The sequence below is a fragment of the Georgenia sp. SYP-B2076 genome (assembly GCF_003991205.1).
Taxonomy (GTDB): domain Bacteria; phylum Actinomycetota; class Actinomycetes; order Actinomycetales; family Actinomycetaceae; genus Georgenia.
The window spans coordinates 349,503-368,486 of the sequence record NZ_RXOZ01000022.1 but is presented as its reverse complement, the minus strand read 5'-3'; the positions used below and the strand labels follow the sequence as shown (position 1 = coordinate 368,486).

Below are 18,984 nucleotides of genomic sequence, written 5' to 3'. Positions count from 1 at the left end.
CCTCGTCGACGGCCATTCGATGGCGTTCCGCGCGTTCTACGCCCTGCCGGTGGAGAACTTCTCCACCTCGACCGGGCAGCCCACCAACGCCGTCTACGGGTTCCTCTCGATGCTCATCAAGATCATGGCCGAGGAGGAGCCCACGCACGTCGCCGTCGCGTTCGACGTCTCCGACGTGACGTTCCGGACCCAGGAGTACGCGGAGTACAAGGGCACGCGCGACGAGACGCCGCAGCCCTTCCGCGGGCAGGTGCCGCTCATCCAGGAGATCCTCCACGCCATGAACGTGGCGGTCCTGGAGAAGGACAACTACGAGGCGGACGACATCCTCGCGACCCTGTCCACCCAGGCGGCCGCCGCCGGGCTCGACGTGCTCGTCTGCTCCGGGGACCGGGACACCTACCAGCTCGTCAACGAGCAGGTCACCGTGCTCTACCCCGTCAAGGGTGTCTCGACCCTGACCCGGATGACGCCCGAGGCTGTCACCGCGAAGTACGGGGTCGAGCCCGCGCGGTACCCGGAGATCGCCGCCCTCGTGGGGGAGACGAGCGACAACCTTCCCGGCGTCCCCGGCGTCGGGCCCAAGACCGCCGCCAAGTGGATCAACCTCTACGACGGCCTGGACAACGTGGTCGCCCGCGCGGACGAGATCGGCGGCAAGGCCGGGCAGAGCCTGCGTGACAACCTCGACCTGGTGCTGCGCAACCGGCGCCTCAACCACCTCCTGACCGACCTCGAGCTGCCGCTGGGCGTCGACGACCTCGCGCGTCGTCCCCTCGACCGCGAGGAGGTCCACCGCGTCTTCGACGCGCTGGAGTTCGACACGCTCCGTGAGCGCCTCTTCGCGACGATCCCCGAGGGGGAGCCGGAGGAGTCCGCCCACGGCCTGGACGTCGACGTCGTCCACGCCACCGACCTCGACGGCGGCCTGGGGCCGTGGCTGGAGCAGCGCCGCGGCGCACGCCTCGGCCTGGACGTGACCGGCCGCGCCGCCTCGGGCACCGGTGACGCGTGGGCGCTCGCCGTCGCCGATGACGACGGCCACGCGGTCACGGTGGACCTGACGGACCTCGACCCCATGGAGGAGGAGGTGCTCGCGCGCTGGCTCGCCGACGCCGACGCCCCCAAGGCCCTGCACGAGGCCAAGGCCGCGTGGCACGCGCTGGACGGGCGCGGCCTGGCGCTGTCCGGGATCACGTTCGACACGGCGCTCGCGGCGTACCTGTGCCACCCCGACCAGCGGCGGTTCGCCCTGCCGGACCTCAGCCTGCGTCACCTGGGCCGCGAGCTTCGCCTCGACGAGGACGAGGGCGGCCAGGGCCTGCTCAGCCTGGACCCCGAGGGCACCGACAAGCTGGCCGGCCTGCGCGCCGGCGCCATCGTCGAGCTGTCCGGGGCCCTGGCGTCCGAGCTGGCCGACCGGGGCGCGGGTGCGCTGCTCGACCGGCTCGAGCTGCCCGTGCAGCGGGTCCTCGAGCGCATGGAGAAGTCGGGCATCGCGGCGGACCTGACCAACCTCGAGTCGCTCCGGTCGGACTTCGACCACGCCGTCGAGCGGGCGGCCGCCCAGGCCTTCGAGGCGATCGGCCACGAGGTGAACCTCTCCAGCCCCAAGCAGTTGCAGGAGGTGCTGTTCACCGAGCTCGACATGCCCAAGACCAAGAAGACCAAGACCGGGTACACCACGGACGCCGACGCGCTGGCGGACCTGTTCGTCAAGACCGAGCAGCCCTTCCTGGCGCACCTCCTCGAGCACCGCGACCAGATCCGGCTGCGGCAGACGGTCGAGGGGCTGCTGCGCTCGGTCGCCGAGGACGGGCGGATCCACACCACCTTCCAGCAGACCATCGCGGCCACCGGGAGGCTGAGCTCGACCGACCCGAACCTGCAGAACATCCCCGTCCGCACCGAGGACGGCCTGCGGATCCGCGAGGGGTTCGTCGTCGGGGAGGGCTACGAGACCCTGCTCACGGCCGACTACTCGCAGATCGAGATGCGGATCATGGCGCACCTGTCGGGCGACGCAGGGCTCATCGAGGCCTTCCGCTCGGGCGAGGACCTCCACTCGTTCGTGGGGTCCCGGGTGTTCGAGGTGCCCACGGACCAGGTCACCTCCGCCCAGCGCAGCAAGATCAAGGCCATGAGCTATGGCCTGGCCTACGGGCTCAGCGCCTTCGGGCTCTCGCGCCAGCTCAAGATCGACGTGGCGGAGGCGCGCGCGCTGATGGAGGGCTACTTCGAGCGGTTCGGCGGGGTGCGGGACTACCTCCGCAGCGTCGTCGACGAGGCGCGCAGGACGGGGTACACCGAGACCATCATGGGTCGGCGCCGGTACCTGCCCGACCTGACGAGCGACAACCGGCAGCGTCGTGACATGGCCGAGCGCATGGCGCTGAACGCCCCGATCCAGGGCTCCGCCGCGGACCTGATCAAGGTCGCCATGATCAACACGCACCGGGCGCTCGAGGCGGGCGGGCTGCGGACCCGGATCCTCCTCCAGGTGCACGACGAGCTGGTCCTGGAGGTCGCGCCCGGCGAGGCCGTGGAGGTCGAGCGGATCGTCCGCGAGCAGATGGGCTCCGCCGCGGACCTGTCGGTCCCGCTCACGGTGTCCGTGGGCACCGGCCGGTCCTGGCGCGACGCCGCGCACTGACGCCCGCGCCGCCGCACGCGCAGGCCCGCGACGCCGTCGGGCACGGCGGTGGCGGCAGCGCGAGGCCCCGCTGCCCGGTCTGGGCGGCGGGGCCTCGCGCGGTCATCGCGCCTGGGAGGAGAGCGTCAGCGGCGCTCGGGGAACTTGCCCTCCGCGGCGATGCGCGTGTTCAGCTCGGTGAGGTACTCGTCCTCGTCGAAGTCGAGCGGCACCTCCCGGCCGGTCCAGCTGGACAGGTGGATGGCATTGGCCAGGCGGACGCCGTTGATGCCGTCCGACCCCGGGGCGAGCAGCGGAGTACCGTCCAGGATGTTCGCGGCGAAGTTCTCCAGCACGCCGGAGTGCTGCGCACCCCAGGCGGACTCGAACTCGATGACCTCGGACGAGTAGTAGTCGGCGGTGTCGACAGTGCCCATGAAGAGCTTGCGGACGTCCTCCATGCCCATGTTGGCGCTGAGCTTCTGCTCGTCGTCGACGAGGCGGGTCACCGTGGCGGTCTTCGAGCCGTCGACCACGATCTTGCCCTTGTCGCCGAGGATCTCGAAGCGGTCGGTGCCGGCGAGGTCGTGGGTGGCGGTGACGAAGACGCCGGTGGCGCCGTTGCCGTAGTCGACCAGCGCGGTGACCTCGTCCTCGACGGCGATGTCGCGGCGGAAGCCGTACGCCACCTTGGAGAACACGGACGTGGGCACGCCGCAGATCCACTGCCACAGGTCCAGCTGGTGGGGGGCCTGGTTGACCAGGACGCCGCCGCCCTCGCCGCCCCACGTGGCGCGCCACTCGCTCTGGTCGTAGTAGCCCTGCGGGCGCCACCAGGTGGTGATGATCCAGCTGGTGTGGCGGATCTTGCCGATCTCGCCGCCCGCGACGATCTCCTTGATCCGCTGGTAGAGCGGGTTGATGCGCTGGTTGAACATGATGCCGAACGTGAGCTCCGGCTTCGTCGCGGCGAAGGCGTTGAGCTCCTTGACCTGCTTGGTGTAGACGCCGGCGGGCTTCTCCACGAGGGCGTGGACGCCGCGCTCGAGCGCGGCCATGCCCATCTCGGGGTGGAGGTAGTGCGGCACGCACGTGATGACGGCGTCCACGTCGCCGCTGTCGAGCATGGCGACGTAGTCGTCGTAGAAGGGCACGCCGGGGTACTCCGCCGCGACCGTCTCCTTCTTGGCCGGGTCGGTGTCCGCGACGGCGCCGATCTCCATGTTCGGGACCATGCCGTCCTTGATGAACTTCGCGTACATCGATCCCTGCGTGCCGAGCCCGATGATGCCGAGCCTCACCTTGTTCGCCATGAGATGGCTCTCCGTTCAGTCGTGCGTGGGTTGTTGGTCAGTGCGCGCCGGCCCCGGGAGCCGGCAGGGCCGGCTCCCGGGGGTGGTCAGTTCGCCGAGTCGGCCAGCGCGGCGGCCTTCCGTGCCTCGGTCTCGGTGGTGATCTCCTTGAACCGCGAGTCCGTGAGGGGGTACCTCGCCATGATGAGCACGGCGAGCAGGGCCAGGGCGGCGGGCACCAGGCCGGCCGCGATGCGGATGCCCTGGATGGCCTCGGGGGACTGGACGGCCGCGGCGCCGACGTAGCCGGTCAGGCCGATGATGCCGGCGGCGGCGAAGCCGCCGAAGGCCTGGCCGAGCTTGCGGACGAAGGAGAACACCGCGTACGTGGTGCCCTCGGTGCGGCTGCCGGACTTCCACTCGCCGTACTCGACGGTGTCGGCCTCCATGGCCCACATGAGGGTGTTGAACAGGCCCTGGCCCACGCCGAGCAGGAAGTACGCCACCAGGGCGACCGCGGGGGTCGAGGCGGGGGCGACGAACAGCAGAAGGGCGCCGACGATGAAGACCGCCCCACCGATGAGGTAGCCGCCCTTCTTGCCGAAGCGGATGACGATCTTGGAGACGAAGGGCGCGACCACGAAGATCGCGCCGGTCATGAGCAGCGACAGGACCGGGTAGAGGCCGGCGTTGCCGAGGACGTCGCGGGCGTAGTAGATGCCCAGGGTGTTCAGCGCCAGGACTGAGGTGATCATCGCCAGCGCGCTCGCGCACAGGAACATCAGCGGCTTGTTCTTCACCACGATCTTCAGGGCGGCACCGAACTTCACCGAGTCCTCGGCCGGGCGGACCACCTGCTCCTTGGCGGTGAGGAAGGTGAAGAAGTACAGCAGGAAGCCGACCACGACGAAGATCAGGGTCAGGGTGGTCAGGGATGACTGGAGGCCGGTGGAGGCCTCGGCGCTGGCCGCGGCCTGGGCGGCGTCGAGCTGGGCCTGGGTGGCGCCGGAGCCGAGCTCGGCGGACTTGCCGGCGAAGAGGTTGGCCGCGCTCCAGCGCTGCACCTGCGGGGCGACGACGAGGGCGAGCATGAGGCCGGTGGCGGCCGCCCCGAGGGACCGGAAGGTAGCGAGCTTCGCGCGCTCGGTGGGCACCTGGGTCATCGTGGCCGCGAGCGAGCCGTACGGGATGTTGACGGCGGAGTAGAGCGTGGAGAGGACGGCGTAGCTGACGTAGCCCCAGAACAGCTTCATCCCGACGGTGTCGGAGGCCGGCAGGGTGAAGGCCCAGACGCTGGCGAGCAGGAGCGGGAGGGAGCCGAAGAGGATCCACGGCCGGAACTTGCCCCACCGGGTGTGGGTGCGGTCGACGAGGCGGCCGATGAGCACGTCGACGAACGCGTCGTAGATGCGCACGACGAGGAAGATGGTCCCGGCGGCGGCCGCGGGGATCCCCACGACGTCCGTGTAGTAGAGCAGCAGGAACATCGACGCCATCGAGAAGGCGAGGTTGTTCCCGGCGTCCCCGGCCGCGTAGCCGAGATAGTTCTTCAAGGTAAGTCTCTTGGTCGCCGTGTGCGGCGACGCCTGTGTGACGGCCATGTGTATTCCTCGTTCCGCGCCGTTTGGCGGGCGCTGGTGCGGCACCTTTGCGGGATTCACTATGGGCGTGGCGCGGGCGGCGACAAAACGGTTGCCATATGTTGTCACCCGGCCTGACCCGGGCCCCGCGGGTCGCCGCGACGATGGTGCAGGTCAGGGCGGCGCGGCCCCCGCCGGCTGTCTTCATCCCGCGCGAACCGCGGGCTGTCGCGGCCTTGCGGTGCCGCGAGGGACCGCGGCGCGGGTCGGCGTGGTGTGCCCGGGCCGCGCCCCACCCGGATGGCGACGCGCGGTTCGCCGACCACGCCGCGGGGCGCGCTGCAACATGTGGCAACCAGTTGTTGCCCTCGATGCGGGCGTGACATAAAGGGGGAGCATGATTTTCAGTTCTCGCCACTCAGTGAGGAGTCGCGCCCAAATGTGGACGCTTTCCGGATTTTCCGACGAAATTTCACCCGACCTCGAGCAGCAGTGCGCCCTCGTAAAAAAGCTTGGGCTGAAATACATCGAGTTTCGCAGCGCGTGGGGCACCAACGTCCTCGACCTGGACGAGGAGCAGCTGGCGCGGGCGACGGAGATCCTCGCTGCGCACGGACTCCAGGTCTCCAGCATCGGCTCGCCGATCGGCAAGATCTTCATCGACGAGGACTTTGGTGCCCACCTCGAGCGGGCGAGGCACGCGGTGGAGGTCGCGAAGCACTTCGACGCCCCGTACATCCGGGTCTTCTCGTTCTTCATCCGCCCCGGTGACGACCCGGACGACCACCGCGACGAGGTCATCCGCCGCATGCGGGCGCTGGCGGACGTGGCCGAGGAGGGCGGCGTCATCCTCCTGCACGAGAACGAGAAGGACATCTACGGCGACATCCCCCGCCGCTGCCTCGACATCGTCGAGTCGGTGGCGTCCCCCAGTCTCAAGGTCGCGTGGGACGCGGCGAACTTCGTCCAGGTCGGGGTGCACCCGTTCACTGAGGCGTTCCCGCTGCTCCGCCCGCACCTGGAGTACGTCCAGATCAAGGACGCACACCTGAGCAACGGCGAGGTCGTGCCCGCCGGCGGCGGTGACGGCCAGGTGGTCGAGACCATCCGTGCCCTCAAGGCGGACGGCTTCGACGGCTTCTTCTCCCTCGAGCCGCACCTGAGCACGGCGCACAGCCTGGGCGGCTTCTCCGGGCCCGAGCTCTTCACCGAGGCGTTCGAGGCCTTCACCGGGATCCTGGCGCGCGAGGAGATCTCATACGCATGAGCGGGCGCCGCACCTGCCGGGTGGCCGTGAACCCGATCCTGTACTGGGACCGGGACCGCGGCGTCGACAGGTCGCCGGCGGTGTTCGCGCAGGCGTTCGCCGACCTGCAGGACATCGGGTTCACCGCCGTGACGGCGGACGTGCCCGAGGACGTCAGCACCACGGACTACCACCACTGGATCTCCCTGTACGGGCTGTCGCCCTCGCCCGGCCTGTTCAGCGCGCGGTTCGACGAGACGGTGGACCTCGCGAGCGAGATCAACCGCGCGAGGCGGTTCGCCGCCGAGCAGGTCGCCCTCGGTCTCGACCGCACGATGGTCGCCGGCGCCATGGTGCCGGCCCGGGAGCTCCGCCCGGCCGTGGGGGCGGACTTCTCCTACGACCGGCTCGCCGGCGCGGTCGACCGGCTGGGGGCCCTGTGCCTGGCCCTGCAGGAGGAGGGGCTCCGGGCCCTGCTCCACCCGCAGGTGGGTGGCCTCTTCGAGACCGAGGAGGAGGTCACCACGGTGCTGGACACCCTCGGCGCGGACGTCATCGGATTCGGCCCGGACACCGGCCACCTGCGGTGGGCCGGGATGGACCCGGCCCAGATGGTGCGGCGCTACGCCGGGCGCGTCGGCGGCATCCATCTCAAGGACGTCTTCGGCGACCACCTCGAGCCCGGCCGGCTGGGGCGCATGAGCTACCGCAGGACGGTCGAGACCGGCCGGCTCTGGGCGGAGCCCGGCCGCGGGGTCGTCGACCTCGACGCGGTGCTCGCGGCCATGCCGGACGGGTACGACGGTGACTACATGATCGAGATCGACCGGACGAGCATCGACTCGGCCTACTACTCCCTCAAGGAGGCCTACGCGTGGGCGACGCGGGCCTTCGCCCTGACCTAAGACCCTGACCCCTGAACCAGAGGAGCACCCATGCCAACGGCGGCAATCATCGGCTGCGGCGACGTCTCGACCATCCACGTGGAGGCCATCACGGCCATCCCCGGCATCGAGCTGGTGGCGGTGTGCGACACCGACCCCGACGTGCTCTCCGCCGCGGCGAGCGCGAACGACGTCCCGGGCTTCGCCGACCACCGGCAGCTCCTCGAGGAGATGCATCCCGACGTCGTCCACATCTGCACCCCGCACCACCAGCACGTCCAGGTGGCCATCGACTGCCTCGCGGCCGGGGTGAACGTCATCATGGAGAAGCCGCTGGCGCACACCAGGGCGGAGGGGGAGCGCCTCGTCGAGGCGGCCGAAAGCAGCCGGGCGAAGATCGCCGTGTGCTTCCAGAACCGATACAACGCCACGTCGCAGGCGATGCGGGCGCTGCTGGACTCCGGGGAGCTCGGTGAGGTCCTCGGCGCCTCCGCCACGGTGATGTGGCAGCGCTCGGCCGAGTACTACCGCGCCAAGCCATGGCGGGGACGCTGGGAGACCAGCGGCGGCGGCGTGCTCATCAACCAGGCGATCCACACGCTCGACCTGCTCCAGTGGCTCGTGGGGGACGTCACGGAGGTGCGCGGGCACGCGGCCACCCACCTGTTCGCGGACGTGATCGAGGTCGAGGACACCGCGGAGATGGTCCTCACGCACGAGGGCGGGGCCCGCAGCGTCTTCTACGCCACCCTCGGCAACGTCGTGCACGACCCGGTCACGCTCGAGATCGTCACCGAGAACGCCACGATGTTCCTGCGCAAGGACCTGACTGTCACGTACGCGGACGGCCGCACCGAGGTGGTGGCGGAGCGCGCCGCGCCCTCGGCGGGGCGCTCGTACTGGGGCGTCTCCCACGAGCTGCTCATCCGTGACTTCTACGACCGGCTGGCGGACCAGGGGCCGTTCTGGATCAGCCCGCGAGAGGCGTCCGCGTCGTTGCGCATCCTCAAGGAGGTCTACGCGCAGAGCGGCGACCTCATCCGCGAGGTCTGACCGGCCGGCACGCACGCCCGGCCGGCACGAACACCGGGCGCCCCGGCGCGTCCCACGAACCATCCGCACGAACAACCACCAACACGAAACAACCACCAACACGAAGGAGCTGGCATGGCGAAGATCGGCGTCCAGGCAATGATGCTGAAGAAGAAGATCGAGGAGGACGGCGCCTTCGCGACCCTCAAGAAGGTCAGCGAGCTCGGCTTCAACGCCGTCGAGATCTCCCAGATCCCGATGACCCCCGAGAACGTGGCCGAGATCAACCGCGCCCGCACCGAGCTCGGGATGGAGATCGCCTCGCTCTCGGCCACCCTTGACTCCAAGCCGGGCGGGGCCAACGACTCGCTCGTGACCGACTTCGACAAGGTCGTCGCGGACTGCAAGACCCTGGGCGCCACCATCGTCCGCATCGGCATGCTGCCGTTCGACGCCATGGCCTCCCTGGACGCCGTCCTCGAGTTCTGCCGCACGGCCGACGAGACCGCCGTCCGGCTCGCCGAGCACGGGATCGGGCTCTACTACCACAACCACCACATCGAGTTCACCAAGTACGACGGCAGGTACCTCCTGGACCTCATCCGCGAGAACGCCCCGCACCTGCGGTTCGAGATCGACGTGCACTGGGTCCAGCGCGGCGGGCTGCACCCGCAGTCCGTGCTGAAGGAGTACGCCGGCCTAGTCGACCTCGTCCACCTCAAGGACTACCGCATCGGGAAGATGCCCCCCGCGGCGTTCGAGGCCCTGGGCAAGGGCGACTACCCGGCGTTCATGGCGGCGTTCACGGGCGTCGTGCAGTTCGGGGAGGTCGGTGAGGGGAACCTGGACTGGAAGGGCGTCATCGACCAGGCGATCGAGAGCGGCGCGAAGTACCTCCTCATCGAGCAGGACGACCAGTACGGCCGGGACCCCTTCGACTGCCTCGCGACGTCGCACGAGAACCTCGTCGCACTCGGGTACTCGCACCTGTTCTGACCCGCCCCGGCCCGTTCGGGACCGGGAGACGACGGCCGCGCCGGCACCGCCGGCGCGGCCGTCGCGGTCCGGGCGCGGGCCTATCGATCCTGCCCGCCGCCGGGCTTGCGGGTCACGAAGATCGCGGTGCCCGGCAGAAGCGCGCCGCGCTCGGGCCCCCAGCCGCCCCAGACGTTCTCGTTGCCGGCCGGCCACTCGGGCTCGACGAGGTCCTCGACGACGAGGCCGGCGGCGACGACGTCACGGACGTGGTCGCCCAGCGTGCGGTGGTACTCCGCATAGAGGGGGGCGCCCGCGCCGTCGGTCTCCACGTACGGGGTGCGGTCGAAGTAGGACCGGTGGACCCGCAGCCCGCCGGCGCCCGGGTCGTCGGGGAACGCCCACCGGATCGGGTGCGTCACGGAGAACACCCACCGCCCGCCCGGCCGGAGCACCCGGGCCACGGAGGCGTGGACGCGCGCGGCGTCCGGGACGAACGGGATGGCGCCGAAGGCCGTGAACGCCACGTCGAAGGCGCCGTCGGCGAAGGGCAGGTCGCGGGCGTCGGCGAGCACGGCCGGCACGGCGACCCCGGTGGCGGCGTCGAGCTCGCCGGCACGCGCGAGCATGCCGGCGGCGACGTCCGTGGCGACCACGGGCACGCCGCGGGCCGCGAGCCAACGCGAGCACTGCGCCGCGCCGCACCCCACCTCGAGCACGCGCGCGGCGCGCAGCTCCTCCAGCGGCCCGAGCAGCTGGGCGTCGCCCTCGCGCAGGCCCTCCGGGCACCAGCAGAAGTCCGCCGCGCCGAGGAAGTCGCCGTGCTCGGCGAGGTACTCGCCCGCTCCGGCGCTCCACCAGGCCGCGTTCGCGCGGGCGGCCGCCTCGCCGTCCACGCTCTCGTACGCCGCGCGCCCGAGCGGCGCCGCGGGTGCCGGCGTCGGGTCAGCGTCGGGATCGTCGCGCATGGGCCCGGTCTGCGTGACCCGGGCGGGCGCCCGGCGGAGGCGTCACCGGGCCTCCTCGACCAGCTCGGGACCGTCGTTGCGGACGTTGCCGACGGCCTTGCCCACCCGCCGCGGGGTGAGCGTGGGGGAGGGCATGGCGTCGATCATCGCCCGCACGTCGGCCGCGTCGGTGGTGGCGGGGTCGAGCCAGTCGTCGACGAGGTCGGGCGGGACGATCACGGGCGTGCGGTCGTGGATGTGCCCGAGCGCGTCGGTGGCCGTGGTGGTCAGGATCGTGTTGGTCCACAGCCACCTGCCCGGGTGGTCGTCCGGCAGCGTCGGGTCCGGCCACAGCTCGTACAGGCCCGCGAAGGCCAGCGGCGCGTCGCCGTGGAGGAAGTAGGGCTGCTTCTGCCCGTCCTCGAGCTTCTGCCACTCGTAGTAGCCGTCGGCGGGGACGAGGCAGCGACGCCGGAGCGCGGCCGCCTTGAACGACGGCTTCTCGGTGATGGTCTCGGAGCGCGCGTTGATCAGGCGGGCGCCGGTCCTGGGGTCCCGCGACCAGGACGGCACCAGCCCCCACCGGGTCGTGCGGAGCTGGCGGGTGGCGGCCCCGTCGGGCTCGCCACGCGGCGAGCGCTCGAGGACGGCACGGACGTCCTGCATCGGGGCGACGTTCCAGGACGGTCCGAGGTCGTCGCCGACGATGTCGTCGACCCGGAAGGCCGCGGCCAGGTCGGTGTCCCGACGGGCGTTGGCGTAGCGACCACACATGCCTCAAGTGTGCGGGATCGCCGGGCGCTGGGCGGGGAGCCCCGGCCGCGCCGCGCTCCACCGCCGCCGAGCACGGTGCCGGGCGCCGCGGTCCGCCGTCGCCGCGGTCCGTCGCCGCCGGGGGCGCCGTCGGCGGGCGGACCTACGCGGCGAGGGACGGCTGCAGCGGTTCGGGCAGCATGTCGACGAAGCGGTCGACGGTGCACGCGATGTCGAGCTCCCGGTCGGCGATGACGGCCTCGATGAGCCCGTAGGCACCGAACCCGAGGGTGAGCGCGAGGGCCCTGTCGTCCATCCCGGGCCGGTCCCCGCGGGCCGTGGCGGAGGCCAGCGCCCGCTCGGTGCACAGAGTGAGCCGGTCGCACAGGCCGCGCATCAGCACCGGGTCGCCGTCGGTGCACAGGAAGTGCCGGTAGACCTCCCGGTCGTCGGCGACCTGCTCCAGCACGGCCACGAGCCAGCTCGAGAAGCTGTGCCGGGCACGGCCGGAGGGGCCGTCGACGCGGTCGAGGAGCTCGGTCAGCAGGGACCCGGCGAGCTCGGAGACGGTGTCGAAGTGCTTGTAGAACGTGGTGCGGTGCACGCCGGCGGCGCGGCACAGGGCGGTGATGTCGATGTCGGCGGTGGGCGTCCCGTCGGCGATCTCGCACAGCGCGTGCTGCAGGGCGGCGATCGTGCGGCGGGCCCGCGGGTCGCGGCGGGCCCCGGGGTCGCCGTCGTGTGAGTGCGTCATACAACTCATGATCGCGTCGTTCGTCCGAAATGACGCTGGCCGATATGTGCCACGGCACCTACCTGCCTCCCTGTGGCGTCGGTCCCACGTGCGCCGGCGCCGCCCGCGCGGCCGCGCCGTCGTCACCGGCGGATGCGCCGCCAGGGCCGGCGCATGGTTGCCCGGTCTCCGTCGGCGCCGGTAGGATCACCTCTGGCGTACGTATGCATTCACGCCATTTGAACGATCAGCAGCACTCACCTCTGTCCACAACTATTCCTGTCCGCATCGGAGTCCACAGCTCAATGACCACCACTACGCCCACGCAGCCGACGTACCCCCAGGTCGCGATCAACGACATCGGCTCTGAGGAAGACTTCCTCGCCGCTATCGACGCGACCATCAAGTACTTCAACGACGGGGACATCGTCGAGGGCACCATCGTCAAGGTCGACCGGGACGAGGTCCTCCTCGACATCGGTTACAAGACCGAGGGCGTCATCCTCTCCCGCGAGCTCTCGATCAAGCACGACGTCAACCCCGACGAGGTTGTCTCCGTCGGCGACCAGATCGAGGCGCTGGTCCTCCAGAAGGAAGACAAGGAGGGCCGCCTGCTCCTGTCGAAGAAGCGCGCGCAGTACGAGCGGGCGTGGAGCACCATCGAGAAGATCAAGGAAGAGGACGGCGTCGTCACCGGCACCGTCATCGAGGTCGTCAAGGGCGGCCTGATCCTCGACATCGGCCTCCGTGGCTTCCTGCCCGCCTCCCTGGTCGAGATGCGCCGCGTGCGCGACCTCCAGCCCTACGTGGGCAAGGAGCTCGAGGCCAAGATCATCGAGCTGGACAAGAACCGCAACAACGTCGTGCTCTCCCGCCGCGCATGGCTGGAGCAGACCCAGTCCGAGGTGCGCTCGCACTTCCTGCAGACCCTGCAGAAGGGCCAGGTCCGCACGGGCGTCGTCTCCTCGATCGTCAACTTCGGTGCGTTCGTGGACCTCGGCGGCGTCGACGGTCTCGTCCACGTCTCCGAGCTGTCCTGGAAGCACATCGACCACCCGAGCGAGATCGTGGAGGTCGGCCAGGAGGTCACCGTCGAGGTCCTCGACGTCGACATGGACCGCGAGCGCGTCTCGCTGTCCCTCAAGGCGACGCAGGAGGACCCGTGGCAGGCCTTCGCACGCACCCACGCCATCGGCCAGGTCGTGCCCGGTAAGGTCACCAAGCTCGTCCCGTTCGGTGCGTTCGTGCGGGTCGAGGACGGCATCGAGGGCCTCGTCCACATCTCCGAGCTGGCCCAGCGCCACGTCGAGCTGCCCGAGCAGGTCGCGAAGGTCGGCGACGAGCTCTTCGTCAAGGTCATCGACATCGACCTCGAGCGTCGCCGGATCTCGCTGTCCCTCAAGCAGGCCAACGAGGGCGTCGACCCCAACAGCGAGGACTTCGACCCCTCGATGTACGGCATGGCGGCGGAGTACGACGAGGCCGGCCAGTACAAGTACCCCGAGGGCTTCGACCCGGAGACCAACGAGTGGCTCGAGGGCTACGACACCCAGCGCGAGGCGTGGGAGAACCAGTACGCCCAGGCCCAGGCCCGCTGGGAGGCGCACAAGAAGCAGGTCGCCGCGGCGATCGACGCCGACACCGAGGCCGCCGAGGTCGGCACCCCGGGCGCCGGCACCGCCGGCCCGACGTCCTACACCTCGGCCCCGGTCGAGGCGCACGGCACCCTGGCCTCCGACGAGGCCCTGGCCGCGCTGCGCGAGAAGCTCACCGGTCACTGAGCCCCAGGGCTCACCGGGCCTGACGGCCCGGCGGGTCGGATGACCCGCTGACCACGGACGAGGCCCGTCACCCCTTTCGGGGGTGGCGGGCCTCGTGCCGTGCTGGACGCGCACACCGTGCCGGCGCCACCCCTGCCCGAGGTGGCGCGCCGGTCAGGCGAGGGTGGCGGTGAGGGTGATGTCCGTGCCCTTGAGGGCCTGGCTCACCGGGCAGTTCTCCTTCGCGGAGCCGGCGATGCGCTGGAAGTCCTCCGCGGAGATGCCCTCGACCTGGCCCTCGACGGTCAGGTGGATGCCGGTGATGCCCGAGCCGACGGCGAACGTGACCTCCGCGGCGGTGCGCAGCCGGGTGGGGGACGTGCCGTTCTCCTTGAGCTCGTTGGAGAACTGCATCGCGTAGCAGGTCGCGTGCGCGGCGGCGATGAGCTCCTCAGGCGACGTCTTCGCGCCGTGCTCCTCGGTGCGGGCCTTCCAGTCGACCTCGAACGTCCCCAGGCCCGAGCTGTCCAGCGACGTGCTGCCCGAGCCGGAGAACAGGTCGCCGTTCCAGGTGGTGGTGCCCTTGCTCACGAGTGGTGTCGGCATGATGCTCCTCTCCTGCGGGCCGGTCCCTCCGGCCCGCGACGGTCGGGTCCATCCTGCCTCGGCGGGCTGCGGCGCGCAGCGCCCGGGAGCTGCCGGCGGTCCGCGCGGCACCGTGCGGCGGCCGTCCGGCCGTGATGGGCGCGTGGGCGTGACCGCACGGCGGCGGGCTAGGGTTCGGCCATGCCTGAGAACCTCGCCGCGGCCCCCGCTCCCGTCCTCGCCCGCGAACGTGTGCGCCACTCGCTGGCGGCGCGCCGGCTCACGGTGCTGCGCCGGGAGGCCCTGAGCCCGCGGATGCTCCGGCTCACCCTCGGCGGGGAGGAGCTGGGCGGCTTCGTGGCCGACGGCCCCGCCGACCACGTCAAGCTGTTCGTGCCCGACCCGGCCACGGGTGAGCTCCACGTGCCCCGGGTCGGTCCCCAGGGCATGGAGCGGCCCGCCGGCGCCCCGGTCGTCCGCGACTACACGCCCCGCGCCGTGCGGCCGGGGGAGATCGACATCGACGTCGTCCTCCACGACCACGCGGGCCCGGTCTCCGCCTGGGCGGCGCAGGCGGCGCCGGGCGACGCCGTCGCCATCGCGGGCCCGCGCGCCTCCCAGCTCGTGCCCCTAGGCGCGGACCACCTGCTGCTCGGGGGCGACGAGACCGCCCTGCCCGCGCTGGCGCGCTGGCTCGAGCGGGTGCCCGTCGGCACGCCGGCGGACGTGCTCGTCGAGCTCTCCGACCGCGCGGACGAGGGCTACCTCGCCGCCGCCGTCCGCCCCGAGCACACGGTGCACCACCTCTACCGCGACGGGCGTGAGCCCGGCACCACGACGCTCCTCGCCGAGGCCGCGCAGGAGCTGGTGCCGCGCGACGGCACCGGGTACGCCTGGTTCGCGGGGGAGGCGACCTCCCTCGTGCCGCTGCGCCGGTGGCTGCGCGGCGAGTCGTCCTTCGCGGCCGGGAACGTCAAGGTGGACGGCTACTGGAAGCGTGGCGTGGTCGCCCTCGACCACCACGCCCCGATCGATCCCCAGGACACGGACGACTAGGCCGTGACGTCCCGGCCGGGCGGCCGGGAGTGCGGCGGGACGACGGGCGCGGCGTGCCCGCCGGTGTGCGGCGCGGGCTCGCCGACCGCCCGCTGGGCCGCCGCCCCGGCGACCGTGAGGGTGAGGCCGGGCCGCGGCGCCTCCCGGCGCGGTGCCGGCCGGGTGGTGGGCGTGCCGCGGCGGGTACGCAGCAGGACGCTGCGGTACACGTCCTCGTAGCCGGCGGCCATCACCTGCGGCGTGAAGCGCACGAGGACCTCCTGGCGACAGCGCGCCGGGTCGATCTCGCCCACGGCGTCGAGGGCGTCGGCCAGCTCGTCGGTCTCGTCGCAGACGATGCCCGTGACCCCGTGCGCGACCACCTCGGGCACCGAGCCCCGGCGCATGGTGACCACCGGCGTGCCGGCGGCCATCGCCTCGATCATCACCATGCCGAAGGGCTCCTCCCACTGGATCGGGAAGAGCAGGCACCGCGCCCGGGCGAGCAGGTCCGCCTTGCGGTCGCCCCCCACCTCGCCGAGCCACTCCACCGCGTCGCCGAGGCGCGGCCGGATCTCGGCCTCGAAGTACGCTCGCTCCTCCGGCTCGCTGCACTTGGCGGCCAGCCGGATGCCGCGGCCCGCGCACCGTGCCGCGTCGATGGCCAGGTGCATCCCCTTGTCGGGGGTGCAGCGGCCGAGGAAGAGGACCCACTCCTCCTTCTCCGCGCAGAACCGCAGGTCGGCGGGATCGATCGCGTTGTGCACCGTGCCGCACCAGTGAAGGTCCGGTGCCCACCGCCGCTGCGCCTCGGAGATCGCGACGAGGTGGACCGTCGCGCCGAGGTGCCGGTAGTACTGGCCCGGCTCGCCGGCGACCGGACCGTGGACGGTCACGACCGTCGGCGTCTCCCGCCCGCGGGCCAGCAGCGGACCGGCGAGCGTGTGGTCGTGGACGACGTCGACGTCGAGGTCCGCCAGGATCCGCGCGGCGGCGGCGGCGTGGAGGACCTCGGGCAGCGGCTGCCCCAGCCGGGGGCCCTGCGGCTCGCGGAAGGTGCGGCGGAAGTGCGCGGTGGTGCCGTTGCGGCCGGCCCCGATGAGGGTGACGTCGTGCCCGCGGGCCACCAGGGCGTCGGTGAGCTTGGCGAGCACGGTCTCGATGCCCCCGTAGCCCCTGGGCGGCAGCTCGTAGAACGGTGGAGCGACCATGGCGATGCGGAGTGACGCGGCATTCATGGGAAGACGCCCTCTCGTGATCTCTGCGGACCCGCGTGCGCGGGCCCGGCTCCGGGCCCCCGAGCGGCTCAGGCGGGGGTCATGCAGTCACAGCCTTCGTCGACCACCCGGATTCCCGCGGGCAGCCCGGTCACGACGGCGCTGCCGTTCGTGACCTCCACGTCCACCCTGGTCCCGGCGATCGGCACGCCGTGCAGGCGGAGCGGCTCGAGCTCGGGCGGGACGGCGGGATCGAGCCGCAGGCAGCCGTGGGGCACGCAGGCCTCGGCGCCGAGGAGCACCCGGACGAGCTCGAGCGGTGCGGCCGAGGCCCACGCCTGCGGCGAGCACGCCGTCGGGTAGGGGACCGGGGCCGCGTACTCGGACCGGTCGAACCCGCAGATCAGCTCCGGGAGGCGCCCGTCGAACGCCTCGGCGGCGGTCAGGATGGCGGAGGCCACCCTCTGGGCGTGGCCGTCGAACCCGTACCGGCGCAGGCCGCCGGCGATGATGGCGTTGTCGTGGGGCCAGACGGACCCATTGTGATAGCTCATGGGGTTGTAGGCGCCCATCGAGCTCGCGAGCGTCCGGACGCCCCAGCCGCTGAACATCTCCGGCGAGAGCAGGAGCTCGGCGACCGCGGGCGCCTTGTCGGTGTCGACGATGCCGGTCCACAGGGCGTGGCCCATGTTGGAGGCGAGCGCGTCGACCGGGCGCTTCTCCCCGTCGAGGGCGAGGGCGTACCACCCGCGCTCGGGCAGCCAGAACCGCTCGTTGAAGGCCCGCCTGAGCTCGGCGGCCCGCTGGTACCACGGGCGACCGGCGCCGGCGCCGTCGAGGACCTCGGCGAGCAGGGCGCGGGAGCGGTACGCGGCGTAGACGTAGGCCTGCACCTCGCATGTCGCGACGGGACCCTCCGGGATCCGCCCGTTGGCGTAGGTGATGCCGTCGAAGGAGTCCTTCCAGCCCTGGTTCAGGAGGCCGCGGTCGGTGGCCCGCTGGTACTCGACGAAGCCGTCCCCGTCGGCGTCGCCGTGCCGCACCACCCAGTCGAGCGCCCGGTCGACGTGCGGCATGAGAGCGCGGACCCGGTCCGGGTCCGCGCCCCAGCGCAGCAGCTCTCCCACAAGCATGACGAACAGCGGGGTGGCGTCGGCGGTCCCGAAGTACCGGTTTGCGCCGAGGGCGACGGAGCCGTTCACGCCGAAGCGGATCTCGTGGACGATGCGCCCCGGCTGTTCCTCGGTGAGCGGGTCGACGCCGCCGCCCTGGTGCGCGGCGAGCGTCTCCGCGGTGCCGAGCGCGAGCGACCGCTCCATCGAGACGGTCATCAGCGAGGTGATGATGGAGTCCCGCCCGAACAGCGCCATGAACCAGGGCGCCCCGGCGGCGACGACCGGGAGCTCGGGCCTCGCGGGGTCCTGGATCTGGAGGGCCCCGAGGTCACCCGTGCTGCGGGCGAGGGTGGTGCGCACGGCCTCGTCGGGCACGTCGATCCGCGGCGTCGCCCCGAGCCACGCGCGACGGCGCAGCGCGGCGGCCGTCTCCTCGATGGCCTGCCCCTGCGGGAAGGACTGCGGGGGCTCCTCGCCGTCGACGACGGGGGCGACCTGGATGGTGGTGCACCACATGCCCCGCGCGGGAACGAGCGCCCGGTACGTGAGGTGGTCGGAGCCCGTCGTGGCGCCGGGCGCGATGATGCGCACTTCGTGGGAGTGCTCGTGCCAGTCCCGGCGGAGCCTGATCACGCCGTCATCGTGTGCGACGGAGTGGTGACCACGATCGCGCGGGCGCCCCTGCTTCACCTCGAACAGGTCGCCGAAGTCGGCCTCCAGGCGCACCGTGACCTGGCACGCGGTCGCCTCCCGGCCCAGGTTGCGCAGCACGAGGTCCTCCCTCATGCCGGCCCCGACGAAGCGGTGGCGCTCCACCAGCAACGTGCTGTCCGCCAGGCCCGTGAGCGGCCGCGCCCGGCCCACAAAGGTGGCCTTGTACGTGTCCTCGCCGAGCACCGTGAGGGCCTCGACCGGCTCGTCGTCGACCCTCAGCTCCCAGCGCGAGAGGAGGCGGGTGTCGCGGTAGAACAGGCCCTGGGTCAGGCCGTGCTCGATGTCGCCGCACGGCGTGCTGAGGCAGAACGACGACCCCTCCAGGAGGGTGACCGTCGCGCCGGTGACGCGCACCGGGCGCCGGATGTGCGTCTGCGTCTGCGTCATGCCCTGCCCTCCGCCGTTCTACCCCACGGCGCGTGGTTCCGCGGTGCTGGCGCGGCGGTGCGCGGGGGCTCGTCGACAAGTGTAGAGCGGGCTCGGG

At 71.8% G+C, this 18,984-nt stretch carries 15 protein-coding genes; 7 read left to right on the top strand and 8 right to left on the bottom strand.

Annotation, left to right across the window (positions count from 1 at the left end):
- Nucleotides 1–19: 19 nt before the first annotated feature.
- Entirely contained in the window at nt 20–2,653 is a 2,634-nt protein-coding gene (gene polA, locus EJK16_RS10990) for a DNA polymerase I (RefSeq protein WP_240645963.1), read from the top strand.
- 125 nt (nt 2,654–2,778) lie between these two features.
- Here polA and EJK16_RS10985 read toward each other — a convergent pair whose 3' ends face one another.
- A complete protein-coding gene (locus EJK16_RS10985) occupies nt 2,779–3,945 on the bottom strand; it encodes a Gfo/Idh/MocA family protein (RefSeq protein ID WP_127129192.1) in 1,167 nt (388 codons plus the stop codon).
- A gap of 86 nt (nt 3,946–4,031) precedes the next feature.
- Nucleotides 4,032–5,525 carry a glycoside-pentoside-hexuronide (GPH):cation symporter gene (locus EJK16_RS10980; RefSeq protein WP_127129190.1) on the bottom strand — a complete coding sequence of 498 codons (1,494 nt, stop codon included), beginning with the start codon at nt 5,523–5,525 and terminating at the stop codon, nt 4,032–4,034.
- A gap of 418 nt (nt 5,526–5,943) precedes the next feature.
- On the opposite strand from EJK16_RS10980, the gene EJK16_RS10975 reads away from it, so the two are divergent.
- The 4 genes from EJK16_RS10975 (at nt 5,944) to EJK16_RS10960 (ending at nt 9,662) form a co-directional block, all read left to right on the top strand.
- Nucleotides 5,944–6,771: a sugar phosphate isomerase/epimerase gene (locus EJK16_RS10975; protein WP_127129188.1), complete on the top strand. Its 828-nt coding sequence runs from the start codon at nt 5,944–5,946 to the stop codon at nt 6,769–6,771.
- Nucleotides 6,768–7,655, top strand: a complete 888-nt coding sequence (locus EJK16_RS10970; RefSeq protein WP_127129186.1) for a sugar phosphate isomerase/epimerase — start codon at nt 6,768–6,770, stop codon at nt 7,653–7,655. Before EJK16_RS10975 ends, EJK16_RS10970 begins: the two co-directional genes overlap by 4 nt.
- Nucleotides 7,656–7,685: 30 nt before the next feature.
- On the top strand, nt 7,686–8,687 hold the full coding sequence (locus EJK16_RS10965) for a Gfo/Idh/MocA family protein (RefSeq protein WP_127129184.1): 1,002 nt from the start codon (nt 7,686–7,688) through the stop codon (nt 8,685–8,687).
- Nucleotides 8,688–8,801: 114 nt separating this feature from the next.
- Nucleotides 8,802–9,662: a sugar phosphate isomerase/epimerase gene (locus tag EJK16_RS10960; protein WP_205739709.1), complete on the top strand. Its 861-nt coding sequence runs from the start codon at nt 8,802–8,804 to the stop codon at nt 9,660–9,662.
- An 80-nt stretch (nt 9,663–9,742) separates the two neighbouring features.
- On the opposite strand, the gene EJK16_RS10955 is transcribed toward EJK16_RS10960, so the two are convergent.
- The 3 genes from EJK16_RS10955 to EJK16_RS10945 form a co-directional block, all read right to left on the bottom strand.
- The gene (locus tag EJK16_RS10955; protein WP_127129183.1) at nt 9,743–10,609 is read right to left on the bottom strand and encodes a class I SAM-dependent methyltransferase; all 867 of its coding nucleotides are present in this window, start codon (nt 10,607–10,609) and stop codon (nt 9,743–9,745) included.
- A gap of 42 nt (nt 10,610–10,651) precedes the next feature.
- The gene (locus tag EJK16_RS10950; protein ID WP_127129182.1) at nt 10,652–11,362 is read right to left on the bottom strand and encodes an SOS response-associated peptidase; all 711 of its coding nucleotides are present in this window, start codon (nt 11,360–11,362) and stop codon (nt 10,652–10,654) included.
- A gap of 142 nt (nt 11,363–11,504) precedes the next feature.
- Nucleotides 11,505–12,095 carry a TetR/AcrR family transcriptional regulator gene (locus tag EJK16_RS10945; protein ID WP_127129181.1) on the bottom strand — a complete coding sequence of 197 codons (591 nt, stop codon included), beginning with the start codon at nt 12,093–12,095 and terminating at the stop codon, nt 11,505–11,507.
- Between the two features lie 284 nt (nt 12,096–12,379).
- Here EJK16_RS10945 and rpsA point away from each other — a divergent pair, with 284 nt between their 5' ends.
- Nucleotides 12,380–13,855, top strand: a complete 1,476-nt coding sequence (gene rpsA / locus EJK16_RS10940; RefSeq protein ID WP_127129180.1) for a 30S ribosomal protein S1 — start codon at nt 12,380–12,382, stop codon at nt 13,853–13,855.
- A gap of 153 nt (nt 13,856–14,008) precedes the next feature.
- Here the strand turns inward: rpsA and EJK16_RS10935 are convergent, their stop codons facing one another.
- A complete protein-coding gene (locus EJK16_RS10935; RefSeq protein ID WP_127129179.1) occupies nt 14,009–14,440 on the bottom strand; it encodes an OsmC family peroxiredoxin in 432 nt (143 codons plus the stop codon).
- 180 nt (nt 14,441–14,620) lie between these two features.
- Here EJK16_RS10935 and EJK16_RS10930 point away from each other — a divergent pair, with 180 nt between their 5' ends.
- Nucleotides 14,621–15,475: a siderophore-interacting protein gene (locus EJK16_RS10930; protein WP_127129178.1), complete on the top strand. Its 855-nt coding sequence runs from the start codon at nt 14,621–14,623 to the stop codon at nt 15,473–15,475.
- Here the strand turns inward: EJK16_RS10930 and EJK16_RS10925 are convergent.
- Nucleotides 15,472–16,692 carry a glycosyltransferase family 4 protein gene (locus EJK16_RS10925; RefSeq protein WP_205739708.1) on the bottom strand — a complete coding sequence of 407 codons (1,221 nt, stop codon included), beginning with the start codon at nt 16,690–16,692 and terminating at the stop codon, nt 15,472–15,474. The two genes, EJK16_RS10930 and EJK16_RS10925, sit on opposite strands and share 4 nt — an antisense overlap.
- A gap of 68 nt (nt 16,693–16,760) precedes the next feature.
- Nucleotides 16,761–18,887 carry a glycogen debranching N-terminal domain-containing protein gene (locus EJK16_RS10920; protein ID WP_127129177.1) on the bottom strand — a complete coding sequence of 709 codons (2,127 nt, stop codon included), beginning with the start codon at nt 18,885–18,887 and terminating at the stop codon, nt 16,761–16,763.
- Between the last annotated feature and the right edge of the window lie 97 nt (nt 18,888–18,984).

Coding starts and splice junctions, on each gene's coding strand:
- polA (WP_240645963.1), top strand. CDS start 20: ATGGCGTTCCGCGCGTTCTACGCCCTGCCGGTGGAGAACTTCTCCACC.
- EJK16_RS10985 (WP_127129192.1), bottom strand. CDS start 3,945: ATGGCGAACAAGGTGAGGCTCGGCATCATCGGGCTCGGCACGCAGGGA.
- EJK16_RS10980 (WP_127129190.1), bottom strand. CDS start 5,525: ATGGCCGTCACACAGGCGTCGCCGCACACGGCGACCAAGAGACTTACC.
- EJK16_RS10975 (WP_127129188.1), top strand. CDS start 5,944: ATGTGGACGCTTTCCGGATTTTCCGACGAAATTTCACCCGACCTCGAG.
- EJK16_RS10970 (WP_127129186.1), top strand. CDS start 6,768: ATGAGCGGGCGCCGCACCTGCCGGGTGGCCGTGAACCCGATCCTGTAC.
- EJK16_RS10965 (WP_127129184.1), top strand. CDS start 7,686: ATGCCAACGGCGGCAATCATCGGCTGCGGCGACGTCTCGACCATCCAC.
- EJK16_RS10960 (WP_205739709.1), top strand. CDS start 8,802: ATGGCGAAGATCGGCGTCCAGGCAATGATGCTGAAGAAGAAGATCGAG.
- EJK16_RS10955 (WP_127129183.1), bottom strand. CDS start 10,609: ATGCGCGACGATCCCGACGCTGACCCGACGCCGGCACCCGCGGCGCCG.
- EJK16_RS10950 (WP_127129182.1), bottom strand. CDS start 11,362: ATGTGTGGTCGCTACGCCAACGCCCGTCGGGACACCGACCTGGCCGCG.
- EJK16_RS10945 (WP_127129181.1), bottom strand. CDS start 12,095: ATGACGCACTCACACGACGGCGACCCCGGGGCCCGCCGCGACCCGCGG.
- rpsA (WP_127129180.1), top strand. CDS start 12,380: ATGACCACCACTACGCCCACGCAGCCGACGTACCCCCAGGTCGCGATC.
- EJK16_RS10935 (WP_127129179.1), bottom strand. CDS start 14,440: ATGCCGACACCACTCGTGAGCAAGGGCACCACCACCTGGAACGGCGAC.
- EJK16_RS10930 (WP_127129178.1), top strand. CDS start 14,621: ATGCCTGAGAACCTCGCCGCGGCCCCCGCTCCCGTCCTCGCCCGCGAA.
- EJK16_RS10925 (WP_205739708.1), bottom strand. CDS start 16,692: ATGAATGCCGCGTCACTCCGCATCGCCATGGTCGCTCCACCGTTCTAC.
- EJK16_RS10920 (WP_127129177.1), bottom strand. CDS start 18,887: ATGACGCAGACGCAGACGCACATCCGGCGCCCGGTGCGCGTCACCGGC.